General features: G+C 64.7%; 13 protein-coding genes. 1 reads left to right on the plus strand and 12 read right to left on the minus strand.

The annotated features are described in order from the left end of the window. Positions 1–13 precede the first annotated feature (13 nt). From BMW89_RS05795 to hydA, 5 genes are all read right to left on the minus strand, one after another. A complete protein-coding gene (locus tag BMW89_RS05795; RefSeq protein ID WP_092023682.1) occupies positions 14–1,633 on the minus strand; it encodes an ABC transporter substrate-binding protein in 1,620 nt (539 codons plus the stop codon). 119 nt (positions 1,634–1,752) lie between these two features. Further along, positions 1,753–3,189 carry an NAD(P)-binding domain-containing protein gene (locus BMW89_RS05800; protein WP_092023684.1) on the minus strand — a complete coding sequence of 479 codons (1,437 nt, stop codon included), beginning with the start codon at positions 3,187–3,189 and terminating at the stop codon, positions 1,753–1,755. After that, positions 3,186–3,935: an SDR family oxidoreductase gene (locus BMW89_RS05805; RefSeq protein ID WP_092023686.1), complete on the minus strand. Its 750-nt coding sequence runs from the start codon at positions 3,933–3,935 to the stop codon at positions 3,186–3,188. Before BMW89_RS05805 ends, BMW89_RS05800 begins: the two co-directional genes overlap by 4 nt. A 1-nt stretch (position 3,936) precedes the next feature. Beyond that, positions 3,937–4,911: an NAD-dependent epimerase/dehydratase family protein gene (locus BMW89_RS05810; RefSeq protein WP_092023688.1), complete on the minus strand. Its 975-nt coding sequence runs from the start codon at positions 4,909–4,911 to the stop codon at positions 3,937–3,939. A 16-nt stretch (positions 4,912–4,927) separates the two neighbouring features. Further along, the gene (gene hydA, locus BMW89_RS05815) at positions 4,928–6,397 is read right to left on the minus strand and encodes a dihydropyrimidinase (RefSeq protein WP_092023690.1); all 1,470 of its coding nucleotides are present in this window, start codon (positions 6,395–6,397) and stop codon (positions 4,928–4,930) included. Between the two features lie 56 nt (positions 6,398–6,453). On the opposite strand from hydA, the gene BMW89_RS05820 reads away from it, so the two are divergent. After that, a complete protein-coding gene (locus tag BMW89_RS05820; RefSeq protein ID WP_092023692.1) occupies positions 6,454–7,116 on the plus strand; it encodes an aspartate/glutamate racemase family protein in 663 nt (220 codons plus the stop codon). On the opposite strand, the gene BMW89_RS05825 is transcribed toward BMW89_RS05820, so the two are convergent. The 7 genes from BMW89_RS05825 to pdxR all read right to left on the minus strand — a co-directional run bounded on the left by BMW89_RS05825 (position 7,113) and on the right by pdxR (position 17,283). Next, complete coding sequence (locus BMW89_RS05825) at positions 7,113–7,775, minus strand: flavin reductase family protein (protein ID WP_177195853.1); 663 nt, start codon at positions 7,773–7,775, stop codon at positions 7,113–7,115. The genes BMW89_RS05820 and BMW89_RS05825 overlap by 4 nt on opposite strands. A 5-nt stretch (positions 7,776–7,780) precedes the next feature. Next, a complete protein-coding gene (locus tag BMW89_RS05830) occupies positions 7,781–8,713 on the minus strand; it encodes an N-carbamoyl-D-amino-acid hydrolase (RefSeq protein ID WP_092023695.1) in 933 nt (310 codons plus the stop codon). Positions 8,714–8,816: 103 nt separating this feature from the next. Then, positions 8,817–10,499: a long-chain-fatty-acid--CoA ligase gene (locus tag BMW89_RS05835; RefSeq protein WP_092023696.1), complete on the minus strand. Its 1,683-nt coding sequence runs from the start codon at positions 10,497–10,499 to the stop codon at positions 8,817–8,819. Further along, a complete protein-coding gene (locus BMW89_RS05840; RefSeq protein ID WP_177195854.1) occupies positions 10,496–11,791 on the minus strand; it encodes an aminotransferase class III-fold pyridoxal phosphate-dependent enzyme in 1,296 nt (431 codons plus the stop codon). Before BMW89_RS05840 ends, BMW89_RS05835 begins: the two co-directional genes overlap by 4 nt. Before the next feature lie 11 nt (positions 11,792–11,802). Next, positions 11,803–13,383, minus strand: a complete 1,581-nt coding sequence (locus tag BMW89_RS05845) for a hydantoinase B/oxoprolinase family protein (protein WP_177195855.1) — start codon at positions 13,381–13,383, stop codon at positions 11,803–11,805. Next, positions 13,380–15,389 carry a hydantoinase/oxoprolinase family protein gene (locus BMW89_RS05850; protein WP_092023699.1) on the minus strand — a complete coding sequence of 670 codons (2,010 nt, stop codon included), beginning with the start codon at positions 15,387–15,389 and terminating at the stop codon, positions 13,380–13,382. The genes BMW89_RS05845 and BMW89_RS05850 overlap by 4 nt, the downstream gene beginning before the upstream one ends. A 415-nt stretch (positions 15,390–15,804) precedes the next feature. Beyond that, on the minus strand, positions 15,805–17,283 hold the full coding sequence (gene pdxR, locus BMW89_RS05855) for a MocR-like pyridoxine biosynthesis transcription factor PdxR (RefSeq protein ID WP_244547540.1): 1,479 nt from the start codon (positions 17,281–17,283) through the stop codon (positions 15,805–15,807). Positions 17,284–17,382: the final 99 nt, after the last annotated feature.

Raw genomic sequence — 17,382 nt, forward strand, 5'->3', positions numbered from 1 at the left:
GCGTTTGACGCTATCACTTGCGGCTGACGTCGCGATAGTCGACCTGGCGGTGGAACTCGTAGGTATAGCCTTCGATCGACGCGGCCATCACTGCGTCCTGGTTCGGCTGCCACAGCATGACCTGCGGCATCAGATCGAAGTGCATGGCATTGAGCTTGCGTCCGGCTTCCTCATACTTGGCCTTATCCGGCTCGAAGCGCGCTTCCTGCGCGATTGCGGCAAGGTCCGGATTGTTGATCGAGCTGTAGTTCCAGCGCTGATTCCCGGTGTAGAAGTTGCGGTAGAAGTAATCGGTCGAGGGCAGCCACGCGACGATGCCTTCGGTGTAGAAGGGCAGCTTCTTCTCGTTGATCTGCGTCGACATCTGCGCATCCGGCAGCTTTTGGATGTCGACCTTGATCCCGATCTTGCCGAGCGATTCCTTCACCAGCGCAGCCATCGGCTCCGCGGTCGCGGCCTGACCGACGTTGAAGCTGAAAGTGGTCGAGAAACCCTCAGGCAGACCGGCGGCCTTGAGATATTCCCTGGCCTTGTCGAGATCGAGCTTCACCGGCTGCTGGAACGGGTAGATACCGTTCGGCGGCTTGCCGTCCGGCCAGCTCGCGCCGAACAGCGGCGCGCCGCGACCAAACAAAGCCGCCTTGAACATGTCGTCATAGGGCAGCGCATAAGCGATGGCGCGGCGGACATTGACGTTGTCGAACGGCGGCATCTGGTTGTTCATCGAGACGTAGGTGATCGCATTGTATTGCGGCGTCGAGACCACCTTGAGCTTGCCCTTGGCCTCGAGCGACTGCACATCGCTGGCCTGGAGATCGACGACGAGGTCGGCATCGCCACGCTCGACGAGATTGGCGCGGGTCGCCGGCTCCGGCACCGACTGCACGATCACGCGCTTGAAGAACGCCGGCTTGTTGGCCGTGCTGCGATTCCAGCTCTCGTCGCGCTTGAGGATGACCTGCTCGCCGGGCTTGAAGGTCTCGACCACATAGGCGCCGCTGCCGGCGGTGTGCTCCTTGAGCCATGCAGTGGCCCAGGGATCATCCGCGGTCGCGTGCTCTTTTGCCAATTTCGAGTTGATGATCAGGGGATAGACGGTTGCAAGGTTCGGCAGCGCGAGCTTGTCGGGTTTTGGTAGGGTCACCTCGATGGTGAGGGGATCGATCACCTTGAACTGATCGGCCGACGTGAGCGAACCCGTCAACAGCTGTGCCTTGCCGAGGATCGGCGCGGTGACGCAGCGATCGAGTGACCATTTGACATCCTCGGCCGTGACAGGCGAGCCGTCCTGGAATTTTGCATCCTTGCGCAGGCGGAAGGTGATCTTCAAACCGTCCGGGCTGACATCGTAGGATTCGGCGAGCTCGCCCGTGATGGTGTCGAGATCGAACACCCATTTGCCGTTGAGCTGCTTGCGGCCGAACGCCACCAGCCGGTCATAGGTGCTCATGCTCAACGCGAAGGATTCGCGGGTCGAGCCCGGGATGTTAGGATCGAGCGTGTTGACCGTCGAGCCGGTGACATAGCGCAACGTCTCGGCCCTGGTTTGCGCTTGCGACGGCGCGCTGGCGATGAGCAACAGCGCGGTGGTGGCGAGGACGCAGGACGCCGGCCTGAAAGACACAAAACACATTGGTTTTTCCCTGAATTTCGACAAGAAACGCCAGCAAGGCAGGTTAAGAAAGAAGCAAGTTGCGCGCCAGTCTCATGGGCGACTTCCGTGGGCACATGGTCGCGGCGGCGCATGGATGATCACCGCGACTCCTCCATTTTTCGCGCGTCCCGCGCAACCACGGCCTGCGGCACGTCATAGACGCTGAGTGAAGCCCAGTGCCGTTCGACATCGGCACGAAACAGGCCGCGCGTCAGGCCATTGACCAGCTTTGGAACAGCCGTCGTCATCGCGTTGATCGACGATCCCGACGGACCAAAACTCATGGTGGAGGCGATGGCGAAGAGATGGATGTCCTGGATCCACGGCGTCGTACCCGGCACGCGCTCGGTGAATGCATAATCGTCGGCGAGATAGGGGAAGCGGCCGAGCCGCGCATTGCGCTCGCTCTCCGGCGGCTGGTAGCGATCGGCCCAGGTCGCGATATTGCCGGCGAATTTGGCGAGCTCGCCGCGGCCAGCAAAATTCATGTCGATGCCGGTGCCGCAGATGACGAAATCCGCAGTAATCACGCCGCGCGGCGTTTGCAGTTCAACGCCGTCAGCGGTCTGACGCGCAGCCTCGAGCGGCGCGCCCTCGTGCAATGTGAAACTGGGGTGACGCGCGCAGCGGTCATATGTCGGCTGCGGAAATCCCTCGCGCATTTCGAGGATTTTGCGCATGAAGCGCCAGCGCCAGGCATCGTCGAGATCGCTGAGATGACGCAGGAAGCCGCGGAAGGTCAGCCAGCGATAAGGCTGGATCAATTGGATCTGGGCGCGGCGGCACAGCAGATGCACTTCGGCCGCGCCTGCCTCCAGCCCGGTTGCCGCATTGTCGAAGGCGGAAGCACCGGCGCCGATCACCGCGACGCGCTTGCCGCGCAGGCTTTCGAAATGGATATCGTTAGCGACGGTTGTGACCGAACTCGCCGGCAGATCGCGTAGCGGCTCCGGGATCATCCAGTCGCCCATGCCCTCCTGCCCCGTCGCCAGAACGATCTTGCGCGCATAAAGGGTCTCGACGCCATCGGCGCGCTTCACGCGCGCGGCGAGCAGGCCGTCGATCGAAGGCGAAATCTCCAAGAGCTCGCAGCCGTTACGTACCGGCAAGCTGATCGTGCGTCGCAGCCAGAGCAGATACTCCGCCCAATGCTCTCTCAGGATCAGGTTCAGTGTCTGCCAGCTCTCCTTGCCGAAGCGGGCTTCGTGCCAGGACTGATAGGTCAGGCTAGGGATGTCGAGGTCGGGCCCGGTATAGTCCTTCGGGCTGCGCAGCGTCGGCATGCGGGCATAAGTGAGCCACGGGCCCTCCTTCCCCTCCTCGGCCTTGTCCAGCAGCAGGATGTTGCTGACGCGCGAGCGCATCAGGCCGAAGCCGATCGCGATGCCGGATTGGCCGGCGCCGACGATCAGCACGTCCAGCGCGGGCTTGCCGTCCGGCCCCGTTTTCGCTTCGAGCCACGCGGCGCCGGGATGCGCGATCATGGCGAGATCGGCGCGAACATCCGCTTCAAGCTCTGTCAGCGCGTCACTCATGCCGCGAGCCAGCCTCCGTCGACCACCATCACGGTGCCGGTCGTGAAGGAGGACGCATCGCTGGCGAGATGCAGCGCGGTCTGCGCGATCTCCTCGGCCTCGCCGAACCGCTTCATGGCATGGCGGTTGCGGGAGGCTTCGCGCACTTCCTCCGAATTGGCATGACGGGCAAAGCTGCGGCGAAGCATCGGCGTGTCGATTGCGCCCGGTGCGATGGCGTTGACGCGAATGCCGTCGGTGGCGAAATCCACCGCCATCGTTCGGGTGAGGCTGACGATCGCGCCTTTGGCCGCGATATAGGCGCTGCTGCCCCTGCCGCCGGCAATCGCAAGCTGCGACGCCAGCGTGATGATCGAGCCGCTTTTCTGCCGCTGCATCTGGGGCACCGCCGCCCGCGCCCACAGCCAGGTGCCGCCGACATTGGCGCGGAACACGGCGTCCCAGTCGTCCGGGCTCGTCGTCAGTACGGTGCCGCCACAGGAGAAGCCGGCGGCGGTCATGAGGATGTCGAGTTGGCCGTGCCGAGCCACGACGTCGCCGACAACGGTCTCGGCGAAAGCGGCGTCGCCGACGTCCCCGACATGCACCGTTGCGTCACCTACCAGGCTCAGCGTCTCCTGAAGTCCCGCGGCATCGCGATCGACCAGAGCGAGATGCGCGCCCTCCTCTGCAAACAGCTTTGCACTGGCGCGGCCGATGCCCGAAGCTGCTCCCGTGATGATGGCCGTGCGCCCCTGGAGCCGCATCTCAGATCCACTCCTTGTGCTGCGTCAACCAGGCACTCATCGCGGCCGCCGACTCGGCGCAGCCGAACCGCGCGCGCCAGCCGAACTCATCTGCCATCCGCGTCACCGACAGCGGCGCGCGATAGCGTCCATGCAGCTTGATGGCAGTCTTCTCTCCGGGCGCCGCGAGCCGGCATTGCAGGCCGGGATTTAATGCTGCAAAGGCCTCGCCCCATTGCAGTGCGGGCCATAGCCCCCCGGACGAGATGTTGTAGAGCCGATGGCGCGGCCGCTCGGCTTCGATCAACAGAGCGACCGCTTCGGCCGCGTCGGAAGCGTAGATCCAGTCCCTCATGCCCGGTTCAGGCATCACCGCCGCCTCGCCGCGCGCGAACGCGGCCAGAATCTGGAACTGGAGGCTCGGCGTGTCGCGGACTGAACTGGGTCGCTCCCACGGGCCGAACAGGGCGCTCAAGCGCACGCTCAGGAAATCGCCGCCGAAGAGTTCCGCATGGCGAGCGACAGATCGTTCCGAGGTGAACTTGCTGATCGCATAGAACGTGATGGGATCGCAGGGCGTCTCCTCGTCCAAAATCTCGACCCGCGCACCCGCGGCGCCGTAGGCCGACGCCGACGAGAGATTGACGACGCGGCGAACGCCATGGCGGATCGCGGAGAGCAGGATCGGGATCTGCGCCATCACGTTGATCTCGAGAACGCGCGCGGTCGATGCGCGCTCGAGTTCGTCGCCGGCCGTGACCGCGGCACCCAGCACGATCGCATCGCAGCCTTCAGCGACGAGGGCGTCGATGGTGTCTGCGTCGGTGATATCGCCCTGCACGGCTTTGAACCGTGCGCCGTGATTGACCAGCGCTCGCCGGGCGGATGGCGGCAACTCTGCGCGGTCATACAGCGTCACGTCGTGACCGCGCGCGAGCAGCGCCTCCGCAACATTGAGGCCGACAAAACCGGTGCCGCCGAAGATGACGATCTTCATCGCGCGTGATCCATCATCACAGCAGTTTCGCTCCAAAATTTCGCTCCGGATCCATGTCGGCAACGAGCCGGCCTGTGGGCTTTGCCGCCTCGCCGCCGCCGCGCGCCAGGAATTTGCCGCTGCCGGCGCTCGCGAGACATCTGTCGCCGTCGACGATCACGCGGCCGCGCGAGAGCACCGACACCGGCCAGCCCTTCAGCTTGCGGCCCGCGAACGGCGTATAACCGGCGAGGTCGTGCATCATCTCGTCGGCGATCACAGTCTCGCGGTTGGGATCCCAGATCGCGATATCGGCATCGGCGCCGACGGCGATCGAACCCTTGCGCGGATGCAGATTGTAGATTTTTGCCGGCGCAGTCGAGGTCAACTCGACGAACTTTTCGAGGCCCAGCCGGCCCTTCGACACCATCGCGTCGAACAGCAGCGGCAATCGCAGCTCCAGTCCCGGCAGACCGTTCGCGACCTGCTTGAAGTTCGGATTGGGGCCGGCGCGCAGCTTGCCGGTCTCGTCGTAGCGATAGGGCGCGTGGTCCGACGAGATGGTCTGGAGATCGCCGAGCGACAGCGCCTGCCACAGCGCCTCCTGGTCGGCATGCGTGCGCGGCGGTGGGCTGCACATCCACTTGGCGCCTTCCGCGCCGGGCTTGTCGAGATCGTTGGCCGTAAGGAACAGATATTGCGGACAGGTTTCCGCAAAGACCTTCAGCCCCTGCCCGCGCGCGTCGCGGACGACTTTTGCGCCTTCAGCGGTCGAGACATGGAAGATCATGATCGGCTGGTCGATCAGCGCCGCCATGCCGATCAGCCGGGTGAAGGCTTCGGCTTCCGATACGCGGGCGTGACTGACCGCGTGGTATTTCGGCATGGTGTAGCCGCGCGCGAGCAGGCGCTTCACCATCCAGGCGATGATGCCGTGATTTTCGGCATGGGCGCACAGCATCGCGCCGGACTGGCGCGCGGCAAGGAGAATGTCGAGCAAGGGCTCATCATCGACCTTGAGCCGGTCATAGGTCATGAAAATCTTGATCGAGCCATGCCCCTGCTTCACCAGCGCGGGAATGTGCTCCTCGACCGTCTCCTTGGTCGCATCCGCAATGATCATGTGAAAGGCGTAGTCGATCACGGCGCCCTTCTTCGCCAACGCGTGATAATCCTCCACCACTTGCGGCAGCTTCATGCCGACATGCTGGGCGGCGAACGGGATCACCGTGGTGGTTCCGCCAAAGGCCGCCGACACGGTCGCGCTCTCAAAAGTGTCGGCATTCATGATGCCGGCAGCCGACAGCTGCTCGATATGGGCGTGGCTGTCGACACCGCCCGGCAGCACCAGCTTGCCGCGTGCGTCGATCTCGCGCTTCGCTGCCGGCAGCCCGCGGCCGATCGCCGCGATGGTCTCGCCGGAGATGGCGACATCGGCCTCGAACACATCGGTGGTGGTGGCAACGCGGCCGCCGCGAATGATCAGGTCGTAAGTGGGTTCAGTCATGAGGCACTCCGTGATAGGCTTAAGGCATGTGATCGCAATTTCTTGGAAAGACCATCATGTCCCGGCCGCGCATTCTCGTCATCAATCCGAACTCCAACCCCGCGGTGACGCAAGGGCTGGAGGAAGCCTTGAAGCCGCTCGGTTTCGAGGGCGGCCCGGAACTGGTCTGCCAGTCGCTGGCCGAGGGTCCGTTCGGCATTGAAAGCCAGGCCGATGTCGATGGCGTTGCGATACCGCTGCGAAAACTGGTCGAAGGCGACAACAGTTTTGCCGCCTTCGTCATCGCCTGCTACAGCGATCCCGGGCTTCAGGTCTGCCGCGAAGGCACCGACCGCCCCGTGTTCGGCATCGCCGAGTGCGGCGTGCTGACGGCGCTCGCGCGCGCCGAAACGTTCGGTGTCATCGCGATTGCCCAGCGCTCGATCCCGCGACATATGCGCTATCTCAGGCAGATGGGATTGACCGAGCGCCTCGCCGGCGAGCGGCCGCTGAACATGAGCGTCGCGGAGACCGCCTCGGGTGAAGGTACGCTCGCCAAAATGATCGACATCGGCCGCGCGCTGCGCGACGAGGACGGCGCGCGCGCCATCGTGATGGGCTGCGCCGGTATGGCGCGCCACCGCCGTCCGCTGGAGGACGCGCTCGGCATTGCGGTGATCGACCCGACACAGGCGGCCGTCACCATGGCGCTGGGTACGGTGCAGTTCTCGAATCACTAGGCGTCCTTCAGCTCTTGAGCGCGTGCGAGCCATTGTGCGTGGCTCTCGCGCGACAGCGCAAACGTATCCCGCTGCGTCGTGTAGAGATTGCCGAACATGCGGCCGATCGGCCGATAGGCGGCGAGATCGACATACATGTTGGCCTCATCCACGAGGCCCTCGCGGGCGTGAATCCTGAGCACCTCGCCGACCAGCAGTTCCCGGTCGGGCGAAAAATTCAGCACGATTTGGCGGCGGCATTCGAGCGCGAAAGGCGCAGCCGCGAGCCGCGGCACTTTCACGTCGACTGAGGGAAGCGTCGCCAGACCGGCCGCGGCAACTTCGCTGTCACCGGAGGGGAAATCGACCGCGCAATCGTTCATCGCGACCGACAGCGCCTCGTCGACCATGTGAACGACGAACTCGCCGTCGCGATGGATGTTGCGGGTCGTGTCCTTCGGCGAGTGATCCGGCTTGTGCTGGAGCCCGAGCACGATCAACGCCGGACTTTCGGAGAAGACGTTGAAGAAGCTGAACGGCGCAGCATTGACCGCTCCGTTCTCGTCGAGCGTCGTCACCAGCGCGATCGGCCGCGGCACCACCACGCCGCAGAGCAGCTTGTAGCGATCGCGCGGGTCAAGCTCGCGCAGGGAAATACCTGATGTCGCCTCGCCTGCCATCAGCGTCACTTCTCCGGCGGCGGCACCGCGCCGGTCTGGCTGGTGATCAGGCCGTAATGCTCGATGCGGCGGTGCTGGGCGAAATTGAAGATCGTGGTCTTGCCGAAAATGGTGGCATCGAGATCGCAAGCGTGAACCAGAACCTCGTCGTCCTCGGTCTTGGCCTCGGCGACGATCTCGCCATTGGGATCGACGATCAGGCTGCCGCCGAACAGCGGATGGCCGTCCTCATCACCGGCCTTGGCCACCGCAACCACCCAGGTCGCGTTCTGATAGGCGCCGGCCTGCACGGAGAGGCGGTTGTGGAACAGGCGCTTCTCGACGCCCTCCTCGCTCCTCTCGGCATTCACCGACGGCGTGTTGTAGCCGATCAGCACCATCTCGACGCCTTGCAGGCCCATGACGCGATAGGTCTCGGGCCAACGCCGGTCGTTGCAGATCGCCATGCCGATGATGCCGCCAAGCTCGCGCCAGACCTTGAAGCCGAGGTCGCCTGGCTCGAAATAGCGCTTTTCCAGATGCTGATGCGAACGCTTGGTGTCGAAGTCCACATGGCCCGGCAGATGGACCTTGCGATATTTTCCGACAATCTTGCCGGACTTGTCGGTGAGAATAGCGGTATTGAAGTGATGGCCGTCGGGCGTCAGCTCGGCATAGCCAAAGTTCATCGCCATCTGGTGCTGCGCCGCGCGCTCGAACAGCGGCTTCGTCGCCGGGCCCGGCATCTCGCGCTCGAACCAGATGTCGGCCTCCGCCCGATCCTCCGAATACCAGCGCGGGAAGAACGTCGTCAGCGCCAGCTCCGGATAGACGATCAGATCGGCGCCTTTGGCCTTGGCTTCGTCCATCAGCGCAATCATGCGCCTGACCACGGCCTCGCGGCTGTCGGCTTTCTGGATCGGGCCCATCTGGGCGGCGGCAACAGTGACGATACGCATCAGCGATTTCCTGGTGATGTCTTGGGGGAAGCTACAGCTTCAAAGATGTTCCGGCGCGCGCAGCATATCGCAGCCTTGCCAGGTTTTTCCAGCCAAGCAGCTTTCATGCCGTCCGCCCCCATTCTGCGTCCTGCAACAACCGCCAGTTGATCTTGTTGCTCGCAGTGCGCGGCAAGGACTCGACGAAGACGACTGCACGCGGCGCCTTGTAGCTCGCCATCGCGCCGCGGGCCCAGCTCACCACATCGTCCGGCGATGTCGTTGCGCGCGCGGTATCATCGAGCACCACCAGCGCCTTGACGGTCTCGCCGCGGTAGCCGTCCGGCGCCGAGACGATGCAGCACTCCCGGATGGCGCGGTTCTGGTACATCGCGGCCTCCACCTCGGCGGGCCACACCTTGAAACCACTGACATTGATCATCCGCTTCAAGCGATCAACCGCGAAGAAATAGCCGTCGGCATCGCGATAGCCGAGATCGCCGGTGCGCAGGAACCGCTTTCCCGAGAGTTTTATGAAGGATTCGGCGTTGGCCTGCGGCCTGTTCCAGTAGCCCTGCAACACCTGCGGCCCGTGCACGACGATCTCGCCGACGACATTGTCGCCGAGCTCGGTCAGGCTGTCGGGATCGACGACCCGCGCATCGGTCTCGTGCACGGCAATGCCGAGGCACTGACGCTTCGGAGCTGCCATCGGGTTGAGATGGGTCGGCGACATCGTCTCGGTCATGCCGTAGCCCTCGACGAAATCGAGGCCGAAGCGGCCTTTCAGCCGTTCGGCCACCGCGGTCGGCATCGCCGCGCCGCCGCCGGTCAGCACCTTGAGTTTCGCAAAGCACTTATCGCGGAAGCGAGCGCTTGCAAGCACATCGACGATCATGGTCGGCGCCGCGTTCCAGAACGATACGCCATGGGTCTCGAACAAATCGGGCAGCAGATCCTTGTCCCAGCGCGCCATCAGCAGCAGCGTGGCACCCGTGACGACCGCGGCATTCATTGATCCCTGCATGCCCGCGACGTGGAACAGCGGCATGAAACCGGTCATGACGTCACCGCCATCGAGCCCGTACCAGCGCGCCTGAAGCACGGCGGTGAACAGCGCGCTGCGATGGGTGTGCATGCACGCCTTGGGTTTTCCCGTTGTCCCCGATGTGTAAGGCAGGATCATGAGATCGTTCGGACCAACGCTCATCGCGCCCGGCTGTAAGCCTTGCGCGATTGCCGATGACCAGACATGCCAGCCTTGCGACGACGGTACGTCCGACGGCGCCTCGGTGATGCACGACGGCAGCGTATAGGGCGTAGCGGCTGGAACCTCGTCGCGATACTGCGCAACGATCGCATGCGCGATGACTTCGCCCGCCAGCGGCGCAAAGACATCGCTCAGCTCGCTACCGATGATCGCGACCCTGGCGCCGCTGTCCGCGGCGAGATAGTCGATCTCGGCGGTCTTGTTCATGGGGTTGACGGGCACGATCACCGCGTCCGCCCGCATCACTGCGTAGTAGGCGATGACATATTGCGGCGAATTCTGAAGCGCGATCATGACGCGGTCGCCGCGCTTCACACCGCAAGCGTGCTGCAGGAAGCCGGCCATGGCGTCGACGCGCTCACACAGCTCGGCATAGCTCAGGCTTGCGCCGTAAAACAACGTCGCCGGATGTGATGGCCGATCGCGCGCCGAACGGACCAGCGCATCGTACAGCGTCCCCTCCGGCAGCGCGAGATGCCAGGGCTCATCCACCGGCCATGCCGGCGATAGACTGGGCGTTGCGTGATCCGCGCTCACCCGTGCTCCTCGTCGGCGATATCGAGGCCGTGATCGAGTGCATCCAGAAGCAGCGTCGCTTCACGCTCGGAGATCACCAGCGGCGGCGCCAGGAACAGCGAAGTCTGCTCGCCGCTGGTTCCAATCACCGCGCCGGCCTCCAGCGCCCGCTCCGCGACGCGCGAGGCGATCGGCACCTCGGTGGTGTCGGCATGCCAATTGCGCCAGTCCGGGCCGTGCAGCTCCACAGTCCAGTGCAGCCCCTGCCCCGCCACACGCTGCACGCTCGGATGTTTTTGCGCGATTGCAAGCAGGCGGCGCGTGAACAGCTTTTCGAGCTTTTGGACATGCTCGAGAATCTTGTCGTCGCTGACGACCTTCAGATAGGCGCTGACCGCGGCCATGCTGATCGGATGGCCGCGCAGCGTGCCGTAATTCTGCCAGCTCGAGCCCTTCAGCCGCTCGACGATGTCTTTCGACACCACGACCGCAGCGACAGCGGCCGCGCCGCCGCCGAGCGATTTTCCGAGCGTCACGATGTCGGGGCGGCTTTGAGCGCCCTGGAACGCGAACCATCGCCCGGCACGGCCTGCGCCGGTGACGACCTCGTCGGCGATCCAATACGAGCCCGCCTGCCGCGCGTGCCGCGCCACCTCGTCCTGATAGGCGCCGTCGTAATAGATGCCGCCTTGCGTGTAATCGATGATCGTTGCCGCGGTGTCCGAGAGCAGGCGCGCGGCATCGGCCAGATATTCGCTGGGCGGGGTGTTGTTGGCAGGCGCGCCATAGATCGCACCATCAGGTGCGGGAAGAACCCGCACCGGTGCCATCGGCGCCGGCAGTTTTGAGCCGCCTGCGTGCACCGCAAGACCGCCGTGCCATTGCGGCTGCACCGTCATGCTGCGCGACAGGCCGGTGATGCCGTGATAGGCGCGCTCGCGCGTCGCCAATGCCGAGCGCTGCGTCAGCGCCTGGCAGAGCGACAGCGCCATGTCGTTGGCCTCGCTGCCGCTGATGCAGAAGCGCACCGCGCCGACCCAATCCTGTTCGCCCGCGAATGCAGTGGCCATCAGATCGTCCGCGGCCTGCTCGCGACCGACCCAGGTCCAGCCCTCGTTCACCACAGGCGTATCCGCCGCGCCGCGGATTGCTTCCACCATCGCAGGGTGCCGATGCCCGAGGCCGCCGCCGGTATTGCTGCCGTCGATCAGTTTGCGGCCATCCGACAAATGGAAATAGACGCCCTCGCCGCCGACCACAGCCATCGGCGCGCTTTCGCCTGCGTTCAGTCCTGTTCGCAACAATTTGCTCATCGCCTGTCCCCTCACTCTGCGACCGCGGCGCCGTAGCCGCCGCCGCCGCACATCTCGATCGTGACGAGATCGTCTTGTTGCAACACCAGGTTGGACTTGCCGTCGATCGCGACGTTTGCGCCCTGCCGGATCAGCGAGATGCGGCACGCCTTGCCGGGCAAGCCGCCCTGCATGCCCCAGGGCGCAATCACCATGCGCTCGATGCAAGTGGTGAGGTGCATCGAAGGCGCGAGGATGCGATAGGTGCGAACGGAGCCGTGACCGCCGCGATGCGCGCCCGCGCCGCCGGAATTCCAGCGAATGGCCTGCTGCTCAAGGCGGATCGCGTAGCTCGCCTCGATCACCTCGACCGGCGTGTTCGAGGTGTTTGAGAGATGCACCCGGGTCGCCGACATGCCGGCCCGGTCATGCCGCGCGCCTTCGCCGCCGCCGTGGACCTCGTAGAGCATCTTCCAGGAGCCGTTTGGCCGTGGTTCGGCGAAAAACAACACGCCCGCGGTGGTCGCGCCGCCGGCCGACAAACGTTCCGGAATGGTGTCCTGCATCGCGCGAAAAATTGCATCGACGATGCGCATGGAGGTCTCGTGGTTGCCGGCGGCAACAGATGCGTTCCAGCCCGGCTCCAGGATCGAGCCCGGACGCGTGATGATGGTCAAAGGCCGCAGCGCGCCGGCGTTCTGGTGCATGTCGCGCCCGCTCATGATGCGCGCGGCATAAGCGACAGCCGAGCGTGCCATGAACGGCGTGGTGTTGCAGAAGTTGGAGACACGGTCGCAGCTTCCGGAGAGGTCGAAGGTCGCCTCGTCGCCCGCGATGGTGATTTTCACATGGATGCGTGCCGGCGCGTCGTTCACGCTGCCGTCGTCGAGATAATCCTCGCCCTCGTAGACGCCGTCCGGCAACGCGCGGAGCGCCTCGCGCATCTCGATCTCGGAGAGATCGTGCAGGCGCGACTGCGTCGCCGTGAAGATCGCCTTGCCGTGCTCGCGGCAGAGCTCGACGATGCGCTTCTCACCGGCTTTGGTCGCCGCGATCTGGGCAAGCAGGTCGCCCTCGCACGACTCGGGGTCGCGGACATTGGCCTTGAGCAGCTGCACGATCGGCGTGCAGACGCCGGCCGCGGTTGCGATCAGCACCGGCGGAATGCGCATCGCTTCCTGGAAGGTGTCGATGGCTTTTGCAAAGTAGCTGCCGGGCCAGGTGCCGCCGATATCGGGCCAGTGCGCGAGGCTGACCGCGAACGCCACAATCTCGCCGTCGACGAAGACGGGCCGCACGACCTTGACGTCGTTGAGATGATTGCCGCCGAGCGCGCCGACATTGTAGATCACCACGTCGCCGTCGTTCAGGCTGTCGCGCGGCACGACCTTCAGCAGTTCGGGAATGGTGTAGGCCATCGCGCCGAGATGGATCGGGATGTCGCGGCCCTGCCCGACCAGACCGCCGTGGCCGTCGGTGATCGCCGACGACAGATCGCCGGCCTCGCGCAGCAGCGGTGAGCGCGCCGAACGCGTCATCACCAGGCTCATTTCCTCGGCCGCGGCGGAGAGCCCGTGCCTGATGACTTCGACGACGAACGGATCGAGCTTCATGCTGCGCTCCGCGTCAGGAACAGATTGCCTGATACATCCGGTTTTGCCTGCCAGCCGGGTGGCACGACAACCGTGGACCAGGCGTCTTCGATGATGGCCGGGCCGCTGACGATGTCAGTCAGCGAGGCGCGATCGATGATGGCAGTCTCGATCTCGTGAAGGCCATCGAACGAGCAGATGCGCTTGCCGGTGGAGACCGCCCTCACCGCCGTCGCCGGCCGGCTCACGACGGTCGTTGATGGGCGGCGCGCCTGCACGCGCACGGATTCGATGACGCAAGCCTCGCTGGTCGCGTAGCCAAACAGCTCGTGATGCCGCGCCAGAAAGTCCTTCTTGAGCTTGGCAACATCGAGCGGCAGCACGAACGACACCGGAATGGCGTCATTCTGCGCGGCGTAGCGCATCAGCGCGACGAGTTCGACCTGGATCTCCGCCAGCGCAACACCGTTGGCGATCAGCGGCGCCCGGGCATCGTCGATCAGCGTCCCGATCCGTTCCGACGCGCGCGCAAGGTCGATCCCATCGAGCGCCGCGCGCAGCGTCTGTTGCTGCAAGAAGCTGAAATCGGCAGTGAGACAGCCCAGCGCCGAGAACGCGCTCGATGCGCTGGGCACGACGACCTCTGCAATTCCGTAGAGATCAGCGAGTCCCGCCGCATGCATCGGGCCGCCACCACCGAAGGCGAGCAGCGTGCAGTCTCGGCCGTCGATACCGCGCTCGACCGTGACGCGGCGCAGCGCGCGGGCCATGGTCGCGTTGGCGACCTTGATGATGCCGAGTGCGGTTTCGGTCAGGCTCAGACCCAAGGCCCGCGCGATGGGATCGATGACGCGCTTGGCGGACTCGATATCGATTCCAATCCGGTCGCCGAGCTTTGTCTCGGGATTGAGATAGCCGAGCACGGCATTGGCGTCGGTGATGGTGGGTTCAGTGCCGCCGCGGCCGTAGCAGGCCGGCCCGGGCTCAGAGCCGGCGCTCTCCGGGCCGACCGTGAGGCCGCCGGGACCGTTGCGCACGATCGATCCGCCGCCCGCCCCGATCGAGTGAACCGCGAGCATCGGCTGACGCAGCGGCTTGTCGCCGAGCATGCGGCCGTCGGTCATCTCGGCCTGGCCGTCGACGATCAGGCAGACGTCCGTCGTGGTGCCGCCCATGTCGAACGTCAGCATGCGGGATGTGCCGAGCTGGCGCGCGATGCTGACGGAGGCCGAGACGCCGGCAGCCGGGCCTGACATCGCCATCACAAGCGGCCGCCGCTTCACCGCCGAAATCGGGATCATGGCGCCGGCCGAATGAAACACCTGCAAACCAGGGCCGATCGGCAGCCGCTGCTCCAGCTCGCTGAGATATTCCACCGCGATCGGCATCGCCGCCGCGTTGAACACGGTTGCCGAGGTCCGCTCGTATTCGCGCGCTTCGGGATTGACCTCGTGCGACAGCGAGACATGGGTAACGACGCCCTTGAGGCGTTCGCCCAGCATCTTTTCATGGACAGGATTGGCATAAGCGTGAAGCAGAGCGACTGCGACGCTCTGAACGCCGGTCCCTTTCAGCCACGCCACCAGACGCTCGATCTCCGATTCGTCCAGCGCCTTCAGCACCCGGCCTTCGTGATCGAGGCGCTCGGCAATGCCAAAGCAACGTTCAGGCGGCACCAGCGGTGGCGATTTCGGGGGAATGTCGAGACGATAGAGATCGCGGCGGCGATAGCGCGCGATCTCCAGCACATCGGAAAATCCTTCGGTCGCGACCAGCGCCACCTTCGGCAGCCGGTTCTCGACGATGGCGTTGGTCACGCGCGTGGTGCCGTGGACGAAGCGCTTGACCTCGCTCTTGCGCAGGCCCACCGCTTCGATGGCTTCAAGCATTGCCTGAACGGGCGCGTCGGGGCGCGACGGCACCTTTGCGATCCGCGCCTCGGCGGAATCGCGCCGGATGGCGATGATGTCGGTGAAGGTGCCACCGATATCGGTGCCGACTTCCCAATGATGTTCGGAAGAGCTCATGTGGGGGTCAGTTACGGATGACGGCCGAGCCGGACGCCGGGTCCATAGCAACGTCCAAAGCCACACCGAGAGCGCTCATCATCATCCCCTGTCATGCCACCGACTTCGAGCGTGCGACAGAGCGATAGGCTCCGGATAGGGCCAGAGTTGTCGCAAACCACTAGACCAGCGCCCACGCGACGCCGCGCGCCGCGCCACCCGCTGCACGTTTTGGTGCAGTGCTGCCTGCGCAGAGTGCAGGCGAACGCAGGCTGTTCCAAGCGAGAAACGTGCAGCGCACCACGGGATTTTCGGCGCAAATCGTGACGCCCGCCGCACTGCGATCCGAGTGTCTCAAACCGTCTGTCTAATTTGCAGGCGATTGAACGGCGTTGCGGGATAGCTGGCTGCCTAGGAGCTATGCACAGCGGTCGCCTCAGCTTCTCTTTATTGTACGAACAGTAAGAGAGGGAATTGCCTTCTCGGATGGTGCATTGCGGGAGCTGCTGCCGATGCAAGCCGCGATTCTCGCGAGCAGCGGCAAGGCATCCTCGACGCGCAACCGCCCGTAGCCGAACACCAGCCCCTGCCGCGTCGGCGCTTCCAGAAAATTCTGCGACAAGGGCTGCACGTGAATGCCGGCCTGCTTCAGGGTCGCTGCCGCCTCGCGGTCACTCATCCGCGCCTGCATCGCGTCGGTGAACAGCGCCACCAGATGCAGTCCGGTGACGGCCGAGGACACGGTCAGATCATCAGGCATCAGCGCCGCGATGGCGTCAATCAGCGCCTTTCGCCTGCTGGCATAAACCCGCCGCATCCCGCGCAGATGCCGCAGCAAGTGTCCTTCCCGCATGAACTCCGCCAAGGCGAGCTGTCCAATGCCGGAGGTGTGCACGTCGATGCGCGCGCGGCCCTTCGAGAAGCCGTCGATGAATTGCCTGTTGGCCACCATGTAGCCGAGCCGCAGGTTCGGCATCATGATCTTCGAGAACGTGCCGAAATAAATCACCCGCCCCTCGCGATCGAGCGAACGCAACGACGCGATCATGCTGTCCTGATGCCTGAACTCCGAATTGTAATCGTCCTCGATCACCCAGACGTCGTTCTTGTTGGCCCAGTCCAACAGCTCGAGGCGCCGCTCCAGGCCCATGCTGATGCCGAGCGGATATTGATGCGACGGCGTGACGACGATCAACTTCGCACGCGGCGCGCGCCTGATGCCTTCAGAGACGACCAGCCCCTTGTCGTCGACCGGAACCGGGACGAGCTTCGCGCCGGCCGCCGTGAGCGCCCACCGCGCCTCGACGAAGCCGGGCTCCTCGACCCAGACCTCGTCGCCGGGATCGAGGATCATCCGGCTGCAGAAATCCAGCGCACCCGACGTACCCGAGGTGACCACGACCTCCTCCGGCGAACAAACGAGCCCACGGACCGAGCCGAGGAAGTTCGCGATTTCGCTCCGCAGCCGCGGATGTCCCTCGGGCGGAAGGTCGAGGCACTCCTGCTCTCTCGGGTTTTGCCAGGTCTGGCGCAGCAGGCGCGACCAGTCCTTGAACGGAAAGGTCGAGATGTCAGGCGCGCCGGGACTGAACTCCGACGGCCAGTTGGTCTCGTAGTCGAAGGCGAGCAGCGAACGCCAGCGCTTCGACATATGCGCAGGCCTGGCCGTGGGCGACTTGGCGGACGGAGGCTCGACATGTGGTGTCGCAACGGATGCGACCATGACGCTGCCGCGCGGCGTCGATTCAAGATAGCCCTCGGCATAGAGCAGATCCCACGCGGTCAGCACCACCGTGCGCGAGCAGCCCAGTTCCCGTGCGATCTCGCGCGAGCCCAGGAATTGCGTTCCTGCCGGAAAGACACCACGCAGAATGCAGCCACGGATGTGAGCCGCGATCTGCAAATGCAGCGGCACGGCCGAGGTCCGGTCAATATGCATCCCCGCAAGGGATACGCGCTTGCTCAGGTGACGATCTCTGTCCATCGCATGGAGGCGGTTGTTGGAACGGGCGGC

The organism is Bradyrhizobium sp. OK095 (genome assembly GCF_900109945.1).
Classification (GTDB): Bacteria; Pseudomonadota; Alphaproteobacteria; order Rhizobiales; family Xanthobacteraceae; genus Bradyrhizobium.